Genomic DNA, 22,139 nt, shown 5'->3' on the forward strand with positions numbered 1-22,139 from the left:
GCAAGGATGTCGATGCGGAGCAGTGTCCCAAGTCCCAGGAGAACAACATGTCCGTTGAACAGAAACTCGCCGCACGCGGCCTCGCGCTGCCCACCGCCCCCCAACCGCTCGGCGCCTACAAGGCCGTCGTCGAATCGCAAGGGATGCTCTATATCTCGGCGCAAGTGCCGATTCGCGACGGCAAGGTGGTCTTTCAGGGTCGCGTCGGCGTCGACCTGACGCTCGAACAAGGGCAGCAGGCGGCTGAACTGACAGCGCTCAATGCACTCGCCCAGATTCATCGCTATCTCGGTGACTTCGATCGGCTCGTGCGCATCGTGCGTGTCGAAGGTCATGTGGCAAGCGCCGATGGCTTCTTCGATCAGCCCAAGGTCATCGACGGTGCATCGAACCTGTACGCCGATGTGCTTGGCGAGAAAGCCGGACACGTGCGTTCCGCGTTTTCGCACACGCAATTGCCGGCCAATTCGGCGGTCGTGCTGGCTGTCACCGCGGAAATCGCGCCCGCCGCGTAACCAGCAGGCCCGCGAGTTCGCCGGGCGGGTGTTGCCTGAGCGCCGGTTCGGAGTCTGCCTGGCGAGCCACGCTTGAAGGAGATGACGGCGAGCCGATCGGGCTCGTCGCGCACTCCGCCACAGCAACACATCGGCAGGCCTCTTCAGCGACGACGGATGGCAAACCACACACGCAACGGTTCGATGTCCGATCGGTCATATTCAGGCCCGATCGATTGCGCGGGTTCACGCTGGTGGACTCACGCCCTCTGTGAGCAACCCATACCCGACTCCCGGTACGGACACGAGTTTGACCGTCATTCCCGCGGTTTGCAGTTTCATGCGTAACCGCGACGCGAGCAGATTGAGATTCGCGGGATTTACATCGTCCTTGCCCGGCCAGACGTAACGCACGAGTCGATCGCGATCGACTGTCGCCTGGCCCGCACGCAACAGGCACTCCATCATTAGGAATTCGTGACGCGTGAGCTTGCATCGCGTCGCGCGCTCGGCGTAGGTCAGCGTCTCGGCGTCGAGCGGACCCAGTCGTGTAACGAGCCTCGGCGAGCGCACGCGCAGCAGCCGCTTCATGCGCTCGTTGAATTCCAGAAACGACACCGGCCGTTCGAAGCCCGCATCCGCACCGAGCTTGAGCATCGCCGTGCGTTCGTCTGCCTTGAGCGGATCGGACACGACGATCAGCACGACATCGTGCGCAACCGCCCTGAGTTGTGAGATCGCGTCGCTGACGCTGCGCATGGAGGTCGGCACGCCGGTCATCAGGACGATCACATCGAACGATTCGTCGTTGGCCGCAAACACGCCGTCGCGCGCGTCGTGAAGCTCTTCGACACTATGCGAGGCTTCGAGCAGGGCTTTCTTCAGATAACGCGCATCGGGATGAAACGCGGAGAGCAGCAGGATGCGCATTTGTCGTCGTTGTACATGGCGCTGAAGCCGGCCATCGTTCAACGGTCTCGTGTCGCCGGTGACGCCATGATCACCGAATGTCCCGGCAAATGACACTGAATAATTCTTTAACTTCGACGCGGTGTCTGCGTGATGTGTAGCGTGCGTCGCAGGGCGTCTGATGCGGGCCTCCGACGTGCGGTGTGTGAGGTGCGGTACGTGATGCGCCGTGTGTAAACAACACCGTGTGGAAATGACTACCGGCAATCAGCCGCGCAGCGACTCATCCGGATCCGCGTCACGCGGATGCCTGTCGTGGGGATGCCTGAATGCATCACGATAGAGCGCAAACGTCGGCAGCAGAAGAACCGCCAGTATGAGTAGCGGCATCGCCGTCTTGAGTACGAGCACGCGCAGATGCTGACGCCGTGGCACCGACTGGCCCGGCTGTTCCGGGTCGTAGTAGGCGGAAAAGTGCTGTCCGAGCGGCATCGTGCCAACGGAAGTCAACGGCTCGTCGCTGCGATCCCACTTCGACCAGTAAGGCGGTGCCCAGTCCTTACCGGAGCCGCGGTAGTGTCTGCCTGCGACAACGTAGGTGTAGGTCCAGCACGCGCGCACCGATGCGTCGACGCCGCAATACGACGTTTGCGGCGATGCATCGACGCGCGCCGTGACGCGATGCCATGCCTGCTTTTCGAAGAACACCGTTGCCGGCCTGAAGAGGAACTCGTAGAGCCCGATCACTGCGCAGAGCGCGAGGAGCGCCGCCGTCGCGCCCTGCCAGAACCACGCAAAGTCGCTCGCGGGATGTTTGACGGGTTCACGGGACGGCGACGGTGTCATGTCATCCTCGATGCGCAGGGTTCGGCGTCAATGCTTGCCCGCTGACGCGTCAGGGCTCGTCGCAGCGGTCGGGCGCTGCGCCGCGCGCGGCGCGCCCGAGAAGAACATCGGCGAACGAAACACTTCGCGGCGTTCTTCTTCCTCGAAGGTATTCAAGGACGGCTTGACGAGGTCCGATCGGCTGACGATACCGACAAGCCGGCGATGTTTCGGGTCGTCGACCACGGGCAACCTTTCGAGCCCGTGTACGGCGAGCCGGGTCGAAATCGTCTTGAGGGTTTCAGTCGCAAGCGCTGCAGGCGCGACATTGACCCCGAACAACTCGCCCATCGTGGTGGCCGTCGTCGTGTGCCGCGCTGCAAGCACGGCGTCACGATCGACCATGCCGACCAGAACCTCGCCGCGCACGACCGGATACGCGCGATGTTTCTGCGCGCGGCCGAAGTGCGTCTCGAGTGCGGCGTCGAGCGGCATTTCGGCATCGATTGCGACCGGCGCGCGCGTCATGACTTCATCGACGAAATGCCGCTCGAGCGGGTCGATGCCGTACTCGCGATAGATGTGGTACCCGCGACGTGCGATCTTCTCTGTCAGGATCGAGCGGCGCATGACGAGCACCGTGAATCCGTAAGACACGGCCGACGCCAGGAGCAGTGGCGCAAACGCGTTGAGGTCGTGGGTCAACTCGAACGCGAAGATGACCGACATGATCGGCGCGCGCATCATGCCGCCGAGCGTCGCGGCCATAAAGACGAGCGGCCACAGACCGGGGGAGCCGCCGGGCAGATACGGCCCGAGCACCGCGCCGAGTGCCGCACCCATCATCAACAACGGAGCGAGCACGCCGCCCGATGTTCCGGAGCCAAGTGCGATCACCCACATGATCGCCTTGACGACGATCAGTGCCACGACAAACGACACGGCGAGATGACTGGCGAGCAAGTCGCCGATCACGTCATAGCCGACACCCAGTGCGCGAGGCTCGAAATAGCCGCCGACACCCACGGCAATGCCGCCGATCGCAGGCCACCACATCCAGTGAATCGGCAGCTTGCCGAAGAGATCTTCGATCTTGTAGAGCGACGTCGACAACGCGAGCGACAGTGCACCCGCAAGCAGGCCGGCGATCGTGCACGACACCAGCCCGATCGTGCCAAGCGGCGCCGTCTGAAGCGGAAACAGCGGACCGGCGCCCAGGATCAGCGGCCGCGCAAATGCGGCAACCGCACAGGCAATCGCCACGGGCAACAAACTGCGGGGGCGCAGTTCGAACAGCAGGAGTTCAACGGCAAGCAAGACGGCGGCGATCGGCGTGCCGAACACCGCCGTCATGCCCGCCACCGCGCCTGCCACGAGCAGCGTCTTGCGTTCGGCGCCCGTCAGATGGAAGAACTGAGCAATCAGCGAGCCGACCGCGCCGCCCGTCATGATGATCGGGCCTTCCGCGCCGAACGGTCCGCCACTGCCGATCGCAATGGCCGACGACAGCGGCTTGAGCACGGCGACTTTCGGCGACATCTTGCTCTTGCCGAACAGAATCGCCTCGATCGCCTCGGGAATGCCGTGACCGCGAATGGCCGGGCTGCCGTAGCGAGCAACCAGGCCAATGATCAGACCGCCGATCACGGGAACGACGATGACCCACGGGCCCAGATGGTTCTGTGCGGGCGATTGTGCGTCGAACGACAATGTCCCGTAGAAGAACAGATTCGTAAAGAAACTGATCAGATGCAGCAGGACCCAGGCGGTCCCTGTGCTCAGCGCCCCGATGACCGCCGCAATCACGGCGATTCTCAATAGGCGCCCGTTTGCGGCGAAATCGCCGCGTGAAGCATGCTCTTGCACTACCCGCTCTCCGTTTTGCGATGGTCATATCAAGACGCAATTCGCCACGGCGAATTGGATTTACATCATAACATGATATAAATTTGGCCTGCGAAGGACGGGCGGGGTGCGGTCAGGAGTCGTGTGACTGACGACAACACCGTACGAATCCCGCGATTCCGCCGCCCGACGAGTGGCGGAGTCAGAGGCCTCTACCGTTGAGATCTAGCGGATGATTTCCCGGAAAGCAGGGTTCGCCACCATTCGATCACCGGCTTGACGACGGTCTCCTTCACAAACCCGGAAACTCGGACCCACATCACTCGGAGGCGCGCGCGGAAACCTCGCTTCTCCTGTGGCACGTGAAACGCACCGGGCGGCGGCCTTCGTGATCCTTCGTCGGCCGACTGGTGGATTGGAGCTTGCGACGCCACGCCGCACATCCCTCGCTGTGGTAGTCCGAATGCTTGCGCTTCACGCTCGCACGACCGGAGGGAAGCCTCCATCCTCCGTCGGGATTCGTCAGCAAGCTTCCTCGCAACAACAGCAATCGACGCCGCGTCGGACATCTGCGGCTGCGCTCCCGCAGCGGCCACCAATGCCCATCGGAACGCCTCCGGATCCTCGGCATCCCGTAGTATCAGCAGCTCCCTACCCATCGCTTTCAGTGCTTCAGCAACGCATTCGTGCATCCAGATGTGGATCCCGGAATCTCGGGACGTGCACCCCAGCTGCTCGAATACGCTTCGCCTGGCCGACTGCGGCGCCGGGCCGACAGATTCGGCGCACGGGAAGTGAAGCCTTTGCGGTGTCTCACCGCCAGCCCGACTTAACGCCTCGAGCGTGCGTACGAAACTCACGGCGAGCGCGGCCGTGTACTCGGGATCGGTGGGGGCAATCGTCACGATATCGTCGGACAGCAGGCGACACATGATCGACGGGGTGCCCAAATCGATAGCGCGTCCGGGCGCTTCGCTCGAATCGCTCTCCTCGAAGCGGGCTGCCCGCCCGTCGATACCGAAAATCACATTGTTTGCGTCGAGGCCACTGATACATCCGTTGTCGAGCGCAAGGCCGAGGCGAAATACATATCGCGTCAGAAGCGCGACTTGTTCACCCCAGTCGCGACGCGACTGTTGGGGTGGCGTCAAGGCCTCCCTCAACTCAGGACCCGCCAGCAGCATGGTTCGGATGTCGCTCTTCGGGTTCCCGGTGGGCTCGAATGTTGTCTCGAGCGTCAGGCCGCATCGTATTCGCGCTGCCAGGCGGGTCAGCCTATCGTTCTCAGATGGCGCGTCGCCGCACGAACCCTTCTGCGCCGATGTAGCGCCTGCTCCGGCGGTGGGTCCGGAATCCGAGCGGGACGTCGGACGTCCTGTGACACCACTCGCTCTCCAGGTGCCTGCCTCCTGCGCCATTTCCTTGATCTCTTTTATCGTGTTCCTGAACGCCGACCTGGTAGTTTCGAATTCCTTCGCTACCCAGGTTGCTACGAAGCGCTTAGTCCAGGAGCCAACACTGGGACTGTTTCCTGGCATAGCTCTGTTCCATTCCGTTCAAAAGAAAAGAGTCAGTGTGCGTGCGGATGATGCACACGCACGAAGAGGTTCTTGCAAAACGCTGCGATGCGAGAAAAGGCGAATCGAATGTGCGCCATGAGGCCGCGCGGCTTCGGTGCCCGCGGTTCACCACTGACCCGCGGCTCCCACGCAATCTGCCTCGCCGCGAGTGTGCGATGGATCGCGTCGCGAACACTCGCGACGGCGTCCTCTCGGGACTTCATCACGTACGGCGTCGGCGTGATCTTCCAGCGAAGCGAACCTGGCTCCGTCGGATCAGACTCCGATCCGACGTTCAACCCCAACGCATCGAGCGCGTTGCTCATGACTTCATGCATCCAAACGCCCTTGCCGGGATTCGCCTGCGTGCAGCCAAGCCTTTCGAAGAATCCGCGAACGCCGAACAGATGCCGTGTGGGCGTAGCGCCAGCGCCTGCGGCACGAAGGTCGTTCCACTGCCTGCCGCTCAGCCGGGTGGCAGTGTCGAGCAGGGAGGCGAAGTCCACAGCGAGCGCGGCTGCGGCATCGACATCGGCCGGTTCACGGATGCGAACCTTGTCCGATAGCAAACGACCCACGATGGCATCGGTTCCGATATCTTCATGCGCGCTGTAGGGGGGCGCGTGGGACTCATCCATACGCAGCGCGCGGCCTGCGAATCCAAACACCACGTTGAAGACATCCGCCGGATCCACACACTGCTTCTCGCAAGCGGTGCGAAGCGCGTTGACGTATTGCCGCGTGACGTTCAGCCGAGACGGCAGTCCGTGATTCAAAAACGCAGGAGGTATGTTGACGTCCTTGACGACTCTGCCTGACAGCAGCACATCACGGATCTCTTTAGCGGGGACGTCCGGGAAAGTCAGCGCCTGATCGATATTCAACAAGCATTGCGCGACGTTGAAACGTGGGGTCTCGCATTCTGCATTCGCCGGGTCGCACAGCTTGGCCCACCCTTGGACCGGATGCGCCGCCTTCTGTCCGGGACTGGCGTTGACGGGCCGCGCTGCGGACTGCGGCGCGGCCTGACGTGGCGCTACCGTCGGAGACTTTGATGGCACCTCGGCCGCTTCCACGTCCTCACTATCGTCGATCCATGCTTCGAACGTGGTCCGGATCTCGCGTGCGAGCGTCCATCCATCGCACGATCCGGTGACATCGAGTGTCGAGGCGTCGGACGACGCACAGGGATTCGTGCCAGGCTCGCTTTCGCCGGCAAACCACGTCCAGACCGCCGAGACCACGGATCGCATCCCGGTGACCAGCGACCAACCCGACAATGACCCGTGATCCCCCTCGATCAAGTGAGCATCATCGTCCGGTACACTTTCAACACCAGAAGCCCTCGTCTCATCGGTACAGATGCTCGTGCGCAATATCGAGTTTCGTCCCAACACGGACTGCAGCGCACGCAAGGCGTACGATCCAAAGCCTGCCGTCGAACCCGGCTCTTGACAAATCAGCGAGGCAACAACGCACCGCTGAAGACTGCCGACATCTAAGGACATTCACGGCGCTCCCGAATTCAGATTCTTCTCACGAAGGTCTCACGGGTCGCCCGACACAAATTGCCTAACTCGATCGACTTTCTCTACCGCAGGGTTGCAGCGAAAATAGCGCAACGATCGCCGTTCCTTGAATTCACGCTCTCGAAGACATGACTCGAATCGTCTCTCAACGCCCCGTGTCCCCCACTCGCCGCTCGCTTCTGGTCACTGCGATCCTTGCCCCGCTTCTCCGGTACGTGCCTGCGCGGGCGGCCAATCCCGATGCGACATTGGCAACCATCCATGACGCACTCGCCGCACTTGAAAGGACATCGGGGGGACGACTGGGTGTCGCAGTGACCGATACGGCAACGAACGCCCGGGCCGGATATCGCTCCGACGAACGCTTTGCGTTCTGCAGCACATTCAAGGTCGTGCTGAGTTCGGCCGTTCTCAAGCGAAACGAGACAGAGCCCGGTTTGCTCGACCGCCACATCGACTACACGAAAGCCGAGATGGTCTCGTACTCGCCCATCACAGAAAAGCATCTCGGCGAAGGCATGACGGTGGCCGCGCTCTGCGCGGCCGCGCTGCAGTACAGCGACAATTCTGCCGCGAACGCATTGCTGCGCCTCATCGGCGGCCCCGAAGCCGTGACCGCATTCGCGCACTCGGTCGGCGATACGACGTTTCGACTTGATCGAACTGAAACGACGCTCAACACAGCGATCCCGGGCGATCCGCGCGATACGTCGACGCCCGCGGCCATGGCGGCGCTGCTTCAGAAGTTCGCCCTCGGCGACGTGCTCGCGCCCGACAGCCGTCGGCAACTGGTGGAGTGGATGCGCGGCAATACAACAGGGGGGAAACGCATACGAGCCGGCGTTCCCTCGACATGGGAAGTCGCGGACAAGACCGGCACCGGCGACTACGGCACGACCAACGACCTGGGTCTGGCCTGGCCGCCCGAGCGGCCACCGCTCGTCATCGCGACCTACTACACCCAACCGGAAAAAGGCACGGATGCACCCGCCCGCGACGACGTGCTTGCGTCAGCCGCTCGCATCGTGTCCCACGCCTTCGGTTAACGGGCGTTCACTGCGTCAGGACGCTTCGGTTCGCCAGTCATCGCCCGGCATGATGCGTTTCATGAATTCGTCGAAGAGCGGAAACGTGGGGGCATTCTCCAAAGAGTTGTGGCGACACATATACAGAAGTTAGCAAAGTTATGCTTCGGAGATAACTTCGCTAACTTTTGTATATTTGGAGTCATCTTGACACCCGAAGCCGCAGGCCGACGGCGCCCTAAGGGCAGTTGGCGCCTCTCGAGAGTCGCTGCGGCAGCGGGCTCCAAACCCATCCCAAATTAATTCGCTTCAGCGCGACGGATTTTTGCGACTCGCTCCGTTCAAGTCATCAAACCCTTGAAACCCGTACTTTGGAGAGCCGCATGAAACTTCGTTCCCTGATGCTCGCCGCGCTGACCGCCGCGTCGGCGCTGAGTGCAAGCGCTGCGCTTGCGCAGGAAGTCCTCATCGCCCCCATGGGACCGCCGCCGGCCCGCGTTGAGCCGCCACCGCCGCCGCGTGACGGCTTTATATGGGATCCGGGCCACTGGCGCTATATGCACGGCCAGTACGGGTGGGCGCCCGGTCATTGGCAACCGGTGCGGGTCGGCTATCGCTGGATCCCCGGTCACTGGGCGCCGCGCGGTCCGAACTGGCGCTGGATCCCGGGTCACTGGGCGCGATAAGGAGCAAACCACGATGAAAAGGCTCCTGTTGCTCGCTTTGCTTGCGACGACGCTCGCCGGTTGCGTCGTCGTCCCGGCTCGCCCTGTTTATTATTCGCGGCCGGCACTGGTCGTATATTGAGCACGGTTCAGGCGGCTTGCCCGCCTGAACGTTGAGGCCGTGCGGCTTCAACCATAACAACACCAAGAAGGGAGCCACGGCACGTGAACACGCCGTTGATCGCCACACGCACTGCCATTGCGTGGGCGAAACGCAAGCCGCCACAGCCCGGGCGAAGCGATCACGCACCGTTCACGGTGCGACGCCACCCGGGCCTGCATCGGAGCGACCGACGTTGAGCGAACGCGACCCCGATGCAGAGTTGCTTGCCGGTGTCGGCAAGCAGGAACCGGCAGCCATACGCGCGCTCGTCGCGCGCAAGCTGCCGCGTCTGCTTGCGCTCGCCACACGCATGCTGGGAGACCGTATGGAAGCGGAGGATGTCGCGCAAGACGCGTTCATCCGTGTCTGGGAAAATGCATCGCGCTGGCGCGAGGGCGAAGCACGCTTCGACACCTGGCTGCATCGCGTCGCGATCAATCTGTGCTACGACCGGTTGCGTGGCCACCGGCCGACGCCCGTCGACGAGATCCCCGACGAAGCCGACCCCAGTGCACCGCCCGATGCGGAGCTTGAGGCACGCGCACGCGACGCCCACGTCAAGGCCGCGCTCGCAAAGCTGCCGTCGCGGCAGCGCGAGGCACTCGTGCTGAATTACTACCAGGAGTTGTCGAATGCCGACGCTGCGGCGCTGATGGGCGTCACAGTCGAAGCGCTTGAAAGCCTCCTGTCTCGTGCGCGCCGGAACCTGCGCGACCTGCTCGCCGAGAGCGAATCCGGCAAGGACACACCATGACGCCAGAACGTTTCAGGACGATCGTCGAAGCCTACGGCGCCGATGCGCGCCGTTGGCCGGATGCGGAGCGCGACGCCGCGCGCGCCTATGCAGCGGAACACCGTGCCGAGGCCGACGCACTGCTCGAGCAATCGGCGGCGCTTGATGCGTGGCTCGATGCCGATCGTCTCACGCCCGCACGACCCGAACTCTTCGATCGCATCGTCGCGAGCGCGCCGACACCTCGGTCGTGGATGTTCTGGCGGCGCCCTCGCATGCGCTGGTCCGGCTTCGCGGCGGCAGGCGTGGGCGTCGGCCTGGCCGGCGGGCTCGCCGGCGCATTCGCCGTCTCTTTCTTTTTGCTGACAGCAACGCCGACGGCCACGCATGAGTCGTCGTATATGACCACGGGCTTTGGTGGCCCGACATCGGAGTGGAGCGACGAATGAACGGTCGCGGATGGAAAGTGATACTCGTGGGTTCGCTCGTGCTCAACGTGTTTTTGCTGGGCGGCATCGCAGGCGGTGCCTACCAATGGTTCAGCACGCGGGGTGAGGTTCGTGCTACTGCGGCACAGCAGCCGGTTGCGCTGCGCTTCGCGGCCGAAGGCCTGTCGAGCGAACGCCAGCGCGAATTCGTGGACGGCATCAAGCTCGCCCGCCGCGAAGCACGGCAGTCGGCGCGCGAGGCGCGCGACGAGCGCATCGAGGTGATGCGTCAGCTGTCGGCGCCGCAAATGGATCGGGCAGCCGTCGAAGCAGCGCTCGAGCATGCGCGTCAGGCCGACGTCGCCGTGCGCACGAGCGTTGAACAGAGCGTGGTCGATTTCGCGGTCACGCTCACCCCGGACGAACGTCGCAAGTTCGTCGAGGGGCTCGAGCACCGCGGGCAGTGGCGCCTGACTCCGAAAGAACAAGCGCGCCTTGCGTCAGAACCTGACTTCGCACATGTCGTTCCTCCCGCATCAAGCATCGCCCCCTCGTCCCCTTCTTCGCCCTCGCAAAACGCGAGCGAATAAATTTTTACATCTTCGCGCGACGGCTTTTGATGGGGAGTCGCGTTAAACGCTCAGGAAAACGCAGGTGACCGTTGTTTGCTTCGTTCCTGACCTGCAAAGGTTGGCGAACTGTAAAGGTCACCAGCGACTTTCTGTAAGCACGCGTGCCGATAACCGCTTGAACAGCGGTGCCATCGCGCACACGACACACGCGTCATCGAAGGAATGAACATGGCGATCGACCCCACGCTGAGCCCCGGCGCTATCGCGTTGAACCGCTTCGGCCTTGGCGCACGCGCCGGCGACCCGATACCGGCCGACCCGAAAGGCTGGCTGCTCGGGCAAATGCATCAGTACGATCCGGCGCCACCGGCGTGGGCCTCGCAACCGTCGAGTCTGTCGATCACGATGGATCTCGCCGAGGAGCGGGAGAAAGCCATGGCCAATGCGGCGAGCGCAGCGAACAACGTTGCAAATTCGCCGACCAACAATGCTCCGGCTGCGGGTGGTTCGAGCAGCGGCACCAACGCCAACCCGCACGCCATGGCGTCAGGCTCCGCAAACCCCGCCCCTGGGCCTGCTGCCTGGAATCGCTACCCGTTTCGCGGCGCGATGCCCGGAGAACCGCAGATGCCTCTCGCACAACGCGACGAGGCAAGCAACAAGGCAGAAAAACAGGCCGCCAACAAAGCGGTGCGCATGGAAGCGCGCGACACCTATCGCGATGCCGTCAACGCTCGCGTGCTGAGCGCCTTGACGACAAGCACGCCATTCATCGAACGGCTGGTGCATTTCTGGTCCAACCACTTCGCCGTATCGGTCGACAAGGGACAGGTGGCCGCCTACGCTGGCGCCTTCGAAGCCGAGGCCATCCGCCCGCACGTTCTCGGCCGCTTCGAAGACATGCTGGTTGCCGTCGAACGCCACCCTGCGATGCAACTGTTTCTCGATCAGAACACGTCGATCGGTCCCGACAGCATGGCGGCCCTGCGTGCCGCGGCGAGGGACCCGCAACACAAGCGCGGTCTCAACGAGAACCTCGCGCGCGAGATCATGGAGCTGCATACGCTGGGTGTGCGCACGGGTTATACGCAGGACGACGTCACCGAATTTGCGCGCGCGATGACGGGCTGGAGCATCGCGGGTGCAAAGGGCCCTCAGCCCGGCAACGCCGCCCCCGGAAGCTTCGTGTTTCGACCCAACGTGCATGAGCCCGGTGTGCGCACGATCATGGGCCGCCGCTACGACCAGGCCGGTGAAGGACAAACGCTCGCGATCCTGCATGACTTGTCGACGTCCCCTGCGACGGCACAGCACATCGCCACCAAGCTCGCGCGCCACTTTGTCGCCGACAGCCCTTCGCCCGATACCGTCGAGAACATCGCCGTCGCCTATATGCGCAGCGGCGGCGATCTGCCGACGGTGTATCAGGCGCTGATCGACACGCCGCAGGCGTGGTCGCCCACGGCCGTCAAGTTCAAGACCCCGTGGGAATGGACAATCTCTTCGCTGCGCGGCCTCGGCGTGCGCGACCTCGGCACGATGCAGGCCGCACCGATCCTCACGCAGCTCGGCCAGCAAACATGGCGCCCGGGCTCGCCTGCCGGCTATGACGATATCGCCGCAAGCTGGGCCGCACCCGATGCACTCGTGCGACGCGTGGAAATGGCTCAACGCCTCGCGGCACGTTTCGGCGATCGTGCCGACCCGCGCGAACTCGGCCAGCAATTGCTTGCCGGCTCGCTCAGCGAACCGACGGCGCTTGCCGTGTCGCGTGCCGAAAGCACGTCGACCGCGATCGCGTTGCTGCTCGTATCGCCCGATTTCCAACGGAGGTGATGGCGATGATGAACCGCCGTAATTTCATTCGCGTAGCCGCTGCAGGTGCGGGCGCCATGCTCGTCGCGCCGCACATCGCATTCGCCAATGTCGCGACCGATCGACGCTTTGTGTTCGTGATCCAGCGCGGCGCCGCCGACGGCCTCAATATCGTCGTTCCGTATGCCGATCCCGCCTACGCTTCTCTGCGCGGCGCGCTGGCTATCGACACGATGTCGGCCCCCAAGCTCGACGGCACGTTTGCGTTGCATCCCTCTTTGGCGCAGATCGCGACGATGTACACCGCTCACGAAGCGATGTTCGTTCATGCGGTGGCTTCACCGTATCGCGACCGGTCACATTTCGATGGCCAGAACGTGCTCGAAACGGGTGGCACGTCGCCGTATCAGACCAAGGACGGATGGCTCAACCGGCTTGCCGGCATGCTGCCGTCGACGCACGAGCGCGCGATCGCATTCGCGCCGACCGTACCGATGGCCTTGCGCGGCCCGGCCAATGTGGCCTCGTATGCGCCTTCCGGACTGCCGCAGGCACCCGACGATCTGCTGACGCGTGTGTCGCAACTGTATGAACAAGACGCACAGTTGCGACCGCTATGGCAGTCCGCGATGACGGCGCGTGGGCTGCCCGCCGATGCAGGTGCTCGCCAGGACCCGGCGAGCGTCGGCAAGCTCGCGGCGAGTTTCCTCGCGCGTGACGATGGCCCGAGAATTGCGATGATCGAAACGGGCGGCTGGGATACGCATAGCGCGCAGAACGGACGACTGGCCGCACAGCTGAAGGCGCTCGATACCATGGTTGCCGCATTGCGCGATGGGCTCGGCACGACGTGGGGCAAGACGACCGTCGTCGTGGCGACGGAATTCGGGCGCACGGCCGCTGCCAACGGCACAGGTGGAACGGATCACGGCACGGGCTCGGTGGCCATGCTGCTCGGCGGCGCGGTCAACGGCGGACGCGTGGTTGCGGACTGGCCGGGCCTGTCGCAAAGCAATCTGTACGAAGGGCGCGATCTCAAACCCACCAGCGCGCTGGATTCACTGATTGCCGGTGCCGCCAGCGAGAGTCTTGGTCTCGATCCGCATCGCACCCTGGCAACGTTATTCGCGCACGCAGGATCGGCGACGCCAATGACAGGCATCGTCCGTGCGTGACGGCGAATCATAAAGAGGGCACTCGCCCGACTCATCCCGCAACAACGACATCGACAAGGAGAACGATGATGAAAAAACTGACGCTCTCAAAAACAGCATTCGTGATTGGCGCAAGCGCATTGCTACTCAGCGCTTGCTACGTGGAACCCGCCCGTCCGCCGATGCCGGCCGAACGTGTCGAAGTCGTCCCCGTCGCGCCGGGCGAAGGTTTCGTGTGGGTGAAGGGCCACTACAAGTGGGAAGGTGGTGCGTGGGTCTGGGTTCCGGGCCACTGGCGCCGGGTTTAATCGACCGCACGGCGCGCCAGTAAGGGCGCCGCACTGTCGGTTCTTCTCACGCACGGCCGCATTACCGATGGAGACGAAGCGATCGAATGGATGGATTCGCTCGCTCTCAGACCTGCAAAAGCCGAAAGGTATGGAGCCTGACGTCCTCGGGCCACGCGTCGGTCCACTCCCGCAACTTCACTCCATCATTCGCGAACAGTGCGCGGCTCGCCTCTTCGAAACCTGTCAGATTGCCCGCCATCGCAGACATGAAGTGGTAGGCACGTTGCTGCGCGTCGCGCAGTCGATCGCGTTCCGCATTGACACGGCGCGCTTCTTCCACGAGCTTGCGCAGCGCGACAGAGGCGCCACCCGGCTGCGTCGCGAGCCAGTCCCAATGTCGAGGCAGCAGCGTGACCTCGCGGGCCACGACGCCGAGCCTGGGTCGTCCGCGCCCTCGTGGTTCCGCCGGTTCGCTATCGTCTGCTGATGGTTCGACGCCTTCCGAAGCGTCGGTGCTGCCAGCTTGCCCGGGTTGCGCCGCGTCAACATAGCGCTTGCGAATCTGTGTCTCCGAGCCCCGAAGATCGAGGTCGATCGAGCGGCCTGTCGCGTTATCGAAGATCAGCACGGGGCCCGCCGCGCCTGCGTCTGTCGCGCGTCGCACAGCGATCGCGACCTCGGCCTTCGATCCCGTCGCGATGCAGTGCATTCCGTCAAAACTGGTGTAGTCGCCCCGTTCGGCAAAGTCGGTCATATCGCGCCTCGTTTCGTAGTTCGCGTTTTGGATTCGAGGCGAATAATACCCGGATATAAATTGGTGTGCAATATCACCCGGGTAAATTAATGCCATGACGGCACCGACGCCCGCCGCCCCGCCGCCCCTCCGCCGTGGAGGCACCACCACAGAACGGGCGCTATTGAGGCATCGCGGCACCGGATGCCGCAGCGGGTGATGCAGGCGTCGCTGAAGCGCCGTCGCCCGCGCCTTCAGTGGATGCCTGGGCCGACTGCTCGGTGCGCGTTTCCGCATCGAGCACCCAGGCGCCGCCCATGGCTTTGTAGAGATTGATCGTCGATGTCAGGACGGTGCCCCGCGTTTGCGTGAGGCTCAGCTGCGCGCTGAACAGACTCCGCTCGGCGTCGAGCACTTCGATATAGCTTGTGTAACCACCTTCGTAACGCAGTCGGGCAAGATGCGCATACGTCGCAAGCGCATCGACCTGCCTGCTCTGCGAGCCCAATTGCTCACGCGACTTCTGCAGGCCGATCAGGTTGTCGTCGACTTCCTGAAACGCCGACTGCACCGTCTTTTCGTACGTGTACAACGCTTGCTGTTGCTGCGCTTCAGCCTGATGGACCTGCCCTGTGATATTGCCTGCCGTGAAGATCGGCTGCGCGACCGAGCCGGCGAGATTCCAGAACTTCGTCGGCCCCGTGAACAGGTTCGACAATTGCGCGCTCTCCGTGCCGAGCACGCCCGTCAGCGAAATCTGCGGGAAATACAGCGCTCGCGCGGCGCCGATCAAGGCGTTGGCGGCCACGAGATTCTGCTCGGCCTCGAGCACATCGGGGCGCCGCTCGAGCAAATCGGAAGGCAGTCCCGCGGGCAACACCGGCGCCTCGAGCTGATCGATCGGGCGACCGCGTGCGATCGATCCGGGGTTCTGTCCGAGCAGAATCGACAGGGCGTCTTCGGTCTGCCCGATCTGCGACTCGAGCTGCGGAATCGTGGCGGCGGACGCCTCATATTCGGACTGGCTCTGCGCGAGCTCCATCTGCGACACTTCGCCGCCCTTGAATCGCAGCGTGAAGACGTCGACCGAACTCTTGCGGCTTTCCGTCGTCGCCTTGGCGATATCGAGTTGCGCATCGAGCGCACGCAGCGTGACGTAAGTCGACGCGACCGATGCGACCAGCGACAGAATCGTCGCCCGCCGGGCTTCGACACTCGACAGCAGGCTCGCATTCGCCGACTCCGTCTCGCGACGAATGCGCCCGAACAGATCGATCTCCCATGACACGCCGAGCGTCGCGTCGAATGAGTTCGATACCGGACTGACCCCGCGCGGCAGCAGTGAGGCCTGAGACTGCGGCAAGCGCTGACGCTGCGCGTCAAAACCCGCACTGACTTGCGGGAACAGTTGCGACCGGGTCTCGACAAACTGCGCGCGGAACTGGTCGATGCGCGCCGCTGCCACCTTGACGTCCTTGTTGTTGGCCAACGCTGTCGCAATCAGGTCGTTGAGCACCGGATCATTGAACTGTTGCCACCACGCCGGACTGGCCGTTTGCGACACCTCGGTATCAGCAAAGCGAAAGTTCGCGGGCACATCGACCTTGGGGCGTGCATAGTCTGGGCCCAGCGTGCAGGCGGTCAGGGCGCAGCTCCCCAACACGACGACGCCGAGCCATGCACGCAGTAACGAGCTGGCGTCGCGCGCGCTCATCTCAGTCGTCCTGTCCGGCGGTCGATGCCGCCGTCGACGGGCCTTGCGATCCGTGCGATGGCGGTGTCAGCACCGGCTCATGCGTTGCGGACCCGCCGCCCGACGCGGGTGCGGGCCCACCCTTCGACCCGCCTTTTCGTTCGGACAACGTCTCGAGCACATAGAAGAACATCGGGATAAAGAAGACCGCAATACACGTCGCGCCGAGCATGCCGCCGATCACACCCGTGCCGATCGAATGACGGCTGTTCTGCGACGCGCCCGTGGCAATGGCGAGCGGCACGCAACCCAGAATGAACGCGAGCGACGTCATCACGATCGGCCGCAGGCGCTCCTTCGCTGCGCCCAGCGCGGAGTCGTACACCGTTTTCCCCTGTTCACGATTGAGTACGGCGAACTCGAAGATCAGGATGGCGTTCTTGGCCGCGAGCGCGATCAGCATCGTGAGGCCGATCTGAAAGTAAATGTCGTTGTCGAGCCCGCGCAGCAGGATGGCAAGCAGCGCCCCGAACAATGCAAAGGGCACCGCCATCAGCACGCCGAATGGCAGGCTCCATTTCTCGTACTGCGCCGCGAGAATCAGGAACACCATGATGAGGCCGAAGACAAAAACAAGCCCCGAGGTGCCCCCCGATTTCACCGATTCATACGCCTCGCCGCTCCATCCGATGTCATAGCCGGAAGGCATCTCGGCGGCCAGTTCTTCGAGCGTCGAGATGACCTGACCCGAGCTGTAACCCGGCGCAGCGTTCACGGTGATCTTGACGGCCGGAAAATTGTTGAAGCGCGTGATCAGGTCGGGTCCCGTCACATACTTGTAGCTCACGAACGACTTGAGCGGGACCATATCGCCCTTCACGTTGCGCACAAAGACCTGATCGAGATCAGTCGGCCTGAGCCGATACGAGGGTTCGGCCTGCAGAATCACTTGCCACAGCCGGCTCGACCGATTGAATTGCGACACATAGAGCGAGCCGAACATGGTCTGCAATGCGCTGTAGGCGTCGTCGATCGGCACGCCGAGCGTCGACGCCTTGTCGCGATCGACATCGGCGCGCAGTTGTTGCGACGCTGCGTTGAACGTCGATGTCACGCCCGTGAGTTCGGGCCGCTTCTTCGCGCGTGCGACAAAGTCCTGCACGACCTGCGCGAGCTGTGCGATCGTGCCGTCACCCGTGCTTTGAATCCACATCTCGGTGCCGCCGGTCGTGCCCAGCCCCGGAATCGCCGGCGGATTGATCGGAATGATGATCCCCTCCTGAACCGCCGACAGCTTCTTGTACGCGCCGACAAGCAGCGCCCGCACATTTTGCGTGCGGATGTTGTCCGACGAATACCGCTCATCGAAGCCCTTGAGCCCGATAAAGAATGTGCCCGCGTTGTTCTTGATCTGACTGTCGAGCAAGCTATAACCCGCAATCGTGGTCACGCTGTCGACACCCGGCTGTTTGTCGAAGTATTCCGTCACGTCGTTCGACACCGCCTCTGTCCGGTCGAGACTCGCTGCGTCTGGCATGAGAACGGCGCCGAGCAAATAACCCTGATCCTCGGGCGGAAGAAACGCGCCGGGTATCGAACGCATCATCAGCACGGCTAACCCGATGACGGCCGCAAAGACCAGTAGCCCCACGACATAGCGCCGTATAAAAAAGGTGACGAGGTTCCCATAACCGTTCGTCATGCGCGTGAACGCGTTCTCGAACCATTTGAAGAAGCCGCGCTTCTCGGTATGCGTGGACTTGAGCAACACGCCCGCAAGAGCAGGCGACAGGGTCAGTGCGACGACCCCTGACAGCACGACCGAGATGGCGATCGTGATCGCGAACTGTTTGTACAGTTGCCCGGTGATGCCGCCGAGAAACGCGACAGGGACGAACACCGCGCACATCACGAGCACGATCGCGACGACCGGGCCCGACACCTCGTCCATCGCGAGCTTGGCCGCGTCTTTGGGACTGAGCTTGCGCTCGGTCATATTGCGTTCGACGTTTTCGATCACGACGATCGCATCGTCGACCACGATCCCGATCGCCAGCACCATGCCGAACAGCGTCAGCATGTTGACCGAAAAACCGAGCGCCGACATGCCCATAAACGTACCGACGATCGATACCGGCACGGCGAGCACCGGAATCACAGTCGCGCGGATGCTCTGCAGGAACACGAAGACCACGATCACGACCAGCACGACGGCCTCAAAGAACGTCTTGACGACGTCGGAGATCGACGCGCGCGTGAACTCGGTGGTGTCCATCGCGATGCGGTACTCGATGCCTTGCGGAAACGACTTCTTCATCTCCGCGAGCGTCTTGCGGACCTGATTCGATACATCGAGTGCATTCGCGCCCGGCTGTTGATAGACCGCGATCACCGTCGCCGGCTTGCCGTGAAAGCGGCTGCGGATCGAGTAATCCTTCTGACCGAGCTCGGCGCGACCGATATCCTTGAGACGCACGATGGCTGCCGCGCCGCTTTGCGCCCGAATAATGATCTTTTCGAATTGGGACGGCTCCGTCAGGCGTCCTGTCGTCGTCACAGCAAACGACTGCTCGACGGGTGAGCCGGTCGGCGATTGGCCCAACCGACCGACCGCGAACTGCTGGTTTTGATTCGCGACGGCGCTTTGCACATCGGATGCCGTGATGCCGAGCTGCGCCATCCGGTCCGGACGCAGCCAGATCCGCATCGCATAGTCGGGCGTGCCAAAGATGCTCGCCTGGTTCGCGCCCGGGATGCGCTTGAGCGCATCGAGCACATAGATATTGGCGAAGTTCGCGATATAGGTTGCGTCGTATCGATCGTCCGGCGAGTAGATCGCAATGACCATCATGAACGCCGACGATTTCTTCTGCACCTGAACACCCTGCGCCTGCACAGACTGCGGAAGTTGCGGCAAAGCGAGGTTCACGCGGTTCTGAACGTCGACCTGCGCGAGTTCCGGATTCGTGCCGATCTCGAAGTACGCATTGATCGTCAGATTGCCCGTCGACGAACTCGACGAACTCATATAGATCATGTTGTCCGCGCCGTTGACCTGCTGCTCAATCGGCGCCGCGACGTTGTCGGCGACCACATCGGCGCTTGCACCCGGGTAGTTCGCGGAAATCGTGATTTGCGGCGGCGTGATGTCGGGGTATTGCGCGATCGGCAATGAAAACATGGCGATCGCGCCGCCCAGCGTGATCACGATCGAGATCACCGACGCGAAGATCGGCCGGTCGATGCAGAAGTGCGAAATATTCATTGAGCGGCCCCTTGCGAAGCCGCAGCGGAAGCGCTCGCCGATGCGCCGGGCTGCGCAGTAGCCGCGGTCTGTGCCGCCGAAGCCTGCTCATCGTTTGCAGCGGCTGGCGACGCGCCCTCGCTCGCCTGCGACGCGGGAGCCGGTTCACCCGTGATCTTCAGCTGCGAGTCGGCCGCGACACGTATCGCGCCATCGACGATGACGCGTTCTCCCGAATGGAGCCCGTCGGTGACGAACCAGTCGTCACCGTGCCATTCCCCGACTTCGACCACGCGTTGATGCGGCTTGTTGTCGCTATCGACGACCCACAGGAAATGGCTTTTCGAACCCTGAAGGACGGCGCGCTGAGGGACCAGCAGTGCATTCGGCCTCACCGCGCCGGACACGCGTGCGCGCACGAACTGATTGGGCCGCAAGGTGCCCTTGGGGTTGGCGAATACCGCGCGGACCTGGAAGGTGCCCGTCTCCGAGCTGAACGCCGGGTTCGTGAAGTCGATACGGCCTTTCTGCGGAAACACCGAGCCATCGGCGAGGATCACCGTGACGTCGAATTGATTGTCCGGCGGAAAGCGCAGTACGCCCTTCGATACCTGCTCACGGTAGCGAAGCAGTTCGTTTTCCGAAATACTGAAGTTGACCCACATCGGGTCCAGCTGATACACGTAGGTCAGCAGTCCGCCCTGCGTTGGTGTGACGTAGCTGCCCTCCTGCTCTCGCGCGAAACTCGACAAGCCTCTGAGCGGCGAACGAATGATCGTGTAGCTAAGGTTGAGCTCGGCCGACTGGACCTGGCCTTGCGCGGAGATCACGGCGGCTTCGGCTTGCTTCTCGTCGCCGATCGCATCGTCCCGGTCTTTCTGGCTCAAGGCGTTCTGCGCAGCCAGCGGCAGCACGCGCGCGAGATTGGCCTTCGAGACAGTGAGACGCGCTTGCTGTTGCGCGAGCGAGCCTTTGGCCGTTTGCAACGCGGCATCAAACGGCTTGCGGTCCATCTCGAACATGATCTGCCCGGCCTGCACCAGCGAGCCTTCCGTATAGACGCGCTTGTCGAGGAAGCCATCCACGCGCGCGCGGATTTCGACTTCGCGCGAACTCTGCGTCTGCGCAGTGAACTCAAAGTCGACGGGCGTTTCCTTCTGCGTGACCGTCATCACGGTGACCGGCACCGGCGGCGCGGCCTGCGCGGGCGGTTTCTTGTTGCAACCGGCGAGACCCATGGACGCGACAGCGATCCATGCGGCCATCACACCCGTTGCGGCATGGCGTGACACTACCGCGCGACTGAAGGTCGACCATCCCGAAGAACGCGCCCCGGAACATGCTCCGTTGGCGAACCCCTGAAGAAGACCCCAGGGGAGAGCGCGGCTTGTCCGCGGCTTCGACCTGACATCCATTGACGCCTCCACACCGAGCCCGTTAGCGAACACGTGAATGGCGAACGAACTGCTCGCGCATGAGGTATTGCGTTGAATGCGAAAACTGTCTGGAGCCGTTCAAGGCTAGCAATCGGGTTTTCAAATAACAAGCCAGCGCAACATCACTTAGCGATGACGCTAAGGAAAGCAGGCGCGGCATGTGGCGTCGCGAAGCCAGCGCTCAGGGTGCAGGGGAATCACGGAAACACAGATGCAGGGAAGCAGGGAACGGGGAGTGGACGAAGCACAGCAGACACGCAAGTCAATATGTATTCGTATTTAATACATATTCAATACGGCGAGACTTCGACCGACGAGGCCACTCAGCGCGAAACACGAAGGACGAAGAACGAAGACCCACGAAACGCGCCGCAAGGAAAAACACCCCGGAGACTGGATCTCTCTCCAGCTTGCGGGGTGCAGTTCAGTGTTGCAGTGTTGGCGGGCTTCGCCGTATGCGTTCGCGGATCAGCTCGTCGGGACGGCGAACAATTCCTTGCGCAGCGCCTTGGCGCGGGTCGCGCCGAACGTGCCTTCGAATTCGTCCTGAGCGACGCGCCAGAGCTCGCGCGCCTCGGCAAATTTCTTGCGGCCGGTTTCCGAGAGGTTGAATACGTGAGTGCGCGAATCGTGTTCCGCCGAACTCGTCACGATCAGGCTGTCGCGCTGCAGCGGCTTCATCGCACGCACGAGCGTCGTGCGGTCCATCACCATCGATTCGGCGAGGTCGGCCATGGTCCAGTCGCCGCGCCGGGCCAGCTTGGCCAGCAACGAGAATTGCGCCGCAGTCAGGCCGACCGGCGCGAGATGACGTTCGTACAACTGCGTCACATATCGCGCGGCCTGACGCAGCGCGAAGCAGTTGCATTCATCGATGGTGGGTGAATCTTTCATGGTGGTGTCGAGGATATCTGTGCGTACACACACTGTCAAGCCGGCTGACGCACGCGAGTCTTTGAAGGACCCCGGTTTTGCTCTGATCGAAAAGGCAAGGCGAACAGATTTCTCACGCCGACCATCGGATGAG

Annotated in this window: 20 protein-coding genes; 10 read left to right on the plus strand and 10 right to left on the minus strand. The window is 62.8% G+C overall.

Annotated features, from left to right (window positions below; translation table 11 throughout):
- The first annotated feature begins 47 nt into the window (after positions 1 to 47).
- On the plus strand, positions 48 to 515 hold the full coding sequence (locus ACMFWR_RS26485) for a RidA family protein (RefSeq protein WP_413195350.1): 468 nt from the start codon (positions 48 to 50) through the stop codon (positions 513 to 515).
- 225 nt (positions 516 to 740) lie between these two features.
- On the opposite strand, the gene ACMFWR_RS26490 is transcribed toward ACMFWR_RS26485, so the two are convergent.
- The 5 genes from ACMFWR_RS26490 to ACMFWR_RS26510 form a co-directional block, all read right to left on the minus strand.
- Positions 741 to 1,424, minus strand: a complete 684-nt coding sequence (locus ACMFWR_RS26490) for a response regulator transcription factor (protein ID WP_413195351.1) — start codon at positions 1,422 to 1,424, stop codon at positions 741 to 743.
- Positions 1,425 to 1,670: 246 nt separating this feature from the next.
- On the minus strand, positions 1,671 to 2,249 hold the full coding sequence (locus ACMFWR_RS26495) for a DUF3592 domain-containing protein (protein WP_413195352.1): 579 nt from the start codon (positions 2,247 to 2,249) through the stop codon (positions 1,671 to 1,673).
- A gap of 27 nt (positions 2,250 to 2,276) precedes the next feature.
- The gene (locus tag ACMFWR_RS26500; RefSeq protein ID WP_413195353.1) at positions 2,277 to 4,094 is read right to left on the minus strand and encodes a chloride channel protein; all 1,818 of its coding nucleotides are present in this window, start codon (positions 4,092 to 4,094) and stop codon (positions 2,277 to 2,279) included.
- 191 nt (positions 4,095 to 4,285) lie between these two features.
- A complete protein-coding gene (locus ACMFWR_RS26505) occupies positions 4,286 to 5,257 on the minus strand; it encodes a hypothetical protein (protein ID WP_413195354.1) in 972 nt (323 codons plus the stop codon).
- 386 nt (positions 5,258 to 5,643) lie between these two features.
- On the minus strand, positions 5,644 to 6,885 hold the full coding sequence (locus tag ACMFWR_RS26510) for a hypothetical protein (protein WP_413195355.1): 1,242 nt from the start codon (positions 6,883 to 6,885) through the stop codon (positions 5,644 to 5,646).
- A 404-nt stretch (positions 6,886 to 7,289) separates the two neighbouring features.
- On the opposite strand from ACMFWR_RS26510, the gene bla reads away from it, so the two are divergent.
- The 9 genes from bla (at position 7,290) to ACMFWR_RS26555 (ending at position 14,024) form a co-directional block, all read left to right on the plus strand.
- A complete protein-coding gene (gene bla, locus ACMFWR_RS26515) occupies positions 7,290 to 8,207 on the plus strand; it encodes a class A beta-lactamase (protein WP_413195356.1) in 918 nt (305 codons plus the stop codon).
- Positions 8,208 to 8,569: 362 nt separating this feature from the next.
- Positions 8,570 to 8,872, plus strand: coding sequence for a hypothetical protein (locus tag ACMFWR_RS26520; RefSeq protein WP_413195357.1), 303 nt, complete (start codon positions 8,570 to 8,572; stop codon positions 8,870 to 8,872).
- 13 nt (positions 8,873 to 8,885) lie between these two features.
- Positions 8,886 to 8,993 (plus strand): lipoprotein, encoded by a 108-nt coding sequence (locus ACMFWR_RS26525; RefSeq protein ID WP_413195358.1) that lies wholly within the window; start codon positions 8,886 to 8,888, stop codon positions 8,991 to 8,993.
- Between the two features lie 214 nt (positions 8,994 to 9,207).
- A complete protein-coding gene (locus ACMFWR_RS26530; RefSeq protein WP_413195359.1) occupies positions 9,208 to 9,768 on the plus strand; it encodes an RNA polymerase sigma factor in 561 nt (186 codons plus the stop codon).
- On the plus strand, positions 9,765 to 10,196 hold the full coding sequence (locus ACMFWR_RS26535; protein ID WP_413195360.1) for a hypothetical protein: 432 nt from the start codon (positions 9,765 to 9,767) through the stop codon (positions 10,194 to 10,196). The genes ACMFWR_RS26530 and ACMFWR_RS26535 overlap by 4 nt, the downstream gene beginning before the upstream one ends.
- Positions 10,193 to 10,765, plus strand: a complete 573-nt coding sequence (locus ACMFWR_RS26540; protein WP_413195361.1) for a periplasmic heavy metal sensor — start codon at positions 10,193 to 10,195, stop codon at positions 10,763 to 10,765. The genes ACMFWR_RS26535 and ACMFWR_RS26540 overlap by 4 nt, the downstream gene beginning before the upstream one ends.
- 210 nt (positions 10,766 to 10,975) lie before the next feature.
- Positions 10,976 to 12,583 carry a DUF1800 domain-containing protein gene (locus ACMFWR_RS26545; protein WP_413195362.1) on the plus strand — a complete coding sequence of 536 codons (1,608 nt, stop codon included), beginning with the start codon at positions 10,976 to 10,978 and terminating at the stop codon, positions 12,581 to 12,583.
- Positions 12,584 to 12,588: 5 nt separating this feature from the next.
- Positions 12,589 to 13,737: a DUF1501 domain-containing protein gene (locus tag ACMFWR_RS26550; RefSeq protein WP_413195363.1), complete on the plus strand. Its 1,149-nt coding sequence runs from the start codon at positions 12,589 to 12,591 to the stop codon at positions 13,735 to 13,737.
- Between the two features lie 65 nt (positions 13,738 to 13,802).
- Positions 13,803 to 14,024, plus strand: a complete 222-nt coding sequence (locus tag ACMFWR_RS26555) for a YXWGXW repeat-containing protein (protein WP_413195364.1) — start codon at positions 13,803 to 13,805, stop codon at positions 14,022 to 14,024.
- Positions 14,025 to 14,130: 106 nt separating this feature from the next.
- Here the strand turns inward: ACMFWR_RS26555 and ACMFWR_RS26560 are convergent, their stop codons facing one another.
- The 5 genes from ACMFWR_RS26560 to ACMFWR_RS26580 form a co-directional block, all read right to left on the minus strand.
- Positions 14,131 to 14,760, minus strand: a complete 630-nt coding sequence (locus tag ACMFWR_RS26560) for a DUF2239 family protein (RefSeq protein ID WP_413195365.1) — start codon at positions 14,758 to 14,760, stop codon at positions 14,131 to 14,133.
- A gap of 160 nt (positions 14,761 to 14,920) precedes the next feature.
- A complete protein-coding gene (locus tag ACMFWR_RS26565) occupies positions 14,921 to 16,453 on the minus strand; it encodes an efflux transporter outer membrane subunit (protein WP_413195366.1) in 1,533 nt (510 codons plus the stop codon).
- A 1-nt stretch (position 16,454) separates the two neighbouring features.
- Entirely contained in the window at positions 16,455 to 19,697 is a 3,243-nt protein-coding gene (locus tag ACMFWR_RS26570; protein ID WP_413195367.1) for an efflux RND transporter permease subunit, read from the minus strand.
- Positions 19,694 to 20,941, minus strand: coding sequence for an efflux RND transporter periplasmic adaptor subunit (locus ACMFWR_RS26575; RefSeq protein WP_413197356.1), 1,248 nt, complete (start codon positions 20,939 to 20,941; stop codon positions 19,694 to 19,696). The genes ACMFWR_RS26570 and ACMFWR_RS26575 overlap by 4 nt, the downstream gene beginning before the upstream one ends.
- A gap of 639 nt (positions 20,942 to 21,580) precedes the next feature.
- A complete protein-coding gene (locus ACMFWR_RS26580) occupies positions 21,581 to 22,006 on the minus strand; it encodes a MarR family winged helix-turn-helix transcriptional regulator (RefSeq protein WP_413195368.1) in 426 nt (141 codons plus the stop codon).
- Positions 22,007 to 22,139: the final 133 nt, after the last annotated feature.

It is taken from the genome of Pararobbsia alpina (genome assembly GCF_965118125.1).
Taxonomy (GTDB): domain Bacteria; phylum Pseudomonadota; class Gammaproteobacteria; order Burkholderiales; family Burkholderiaceae; genus Pararobbsia; species Pararobbsia alpina_A.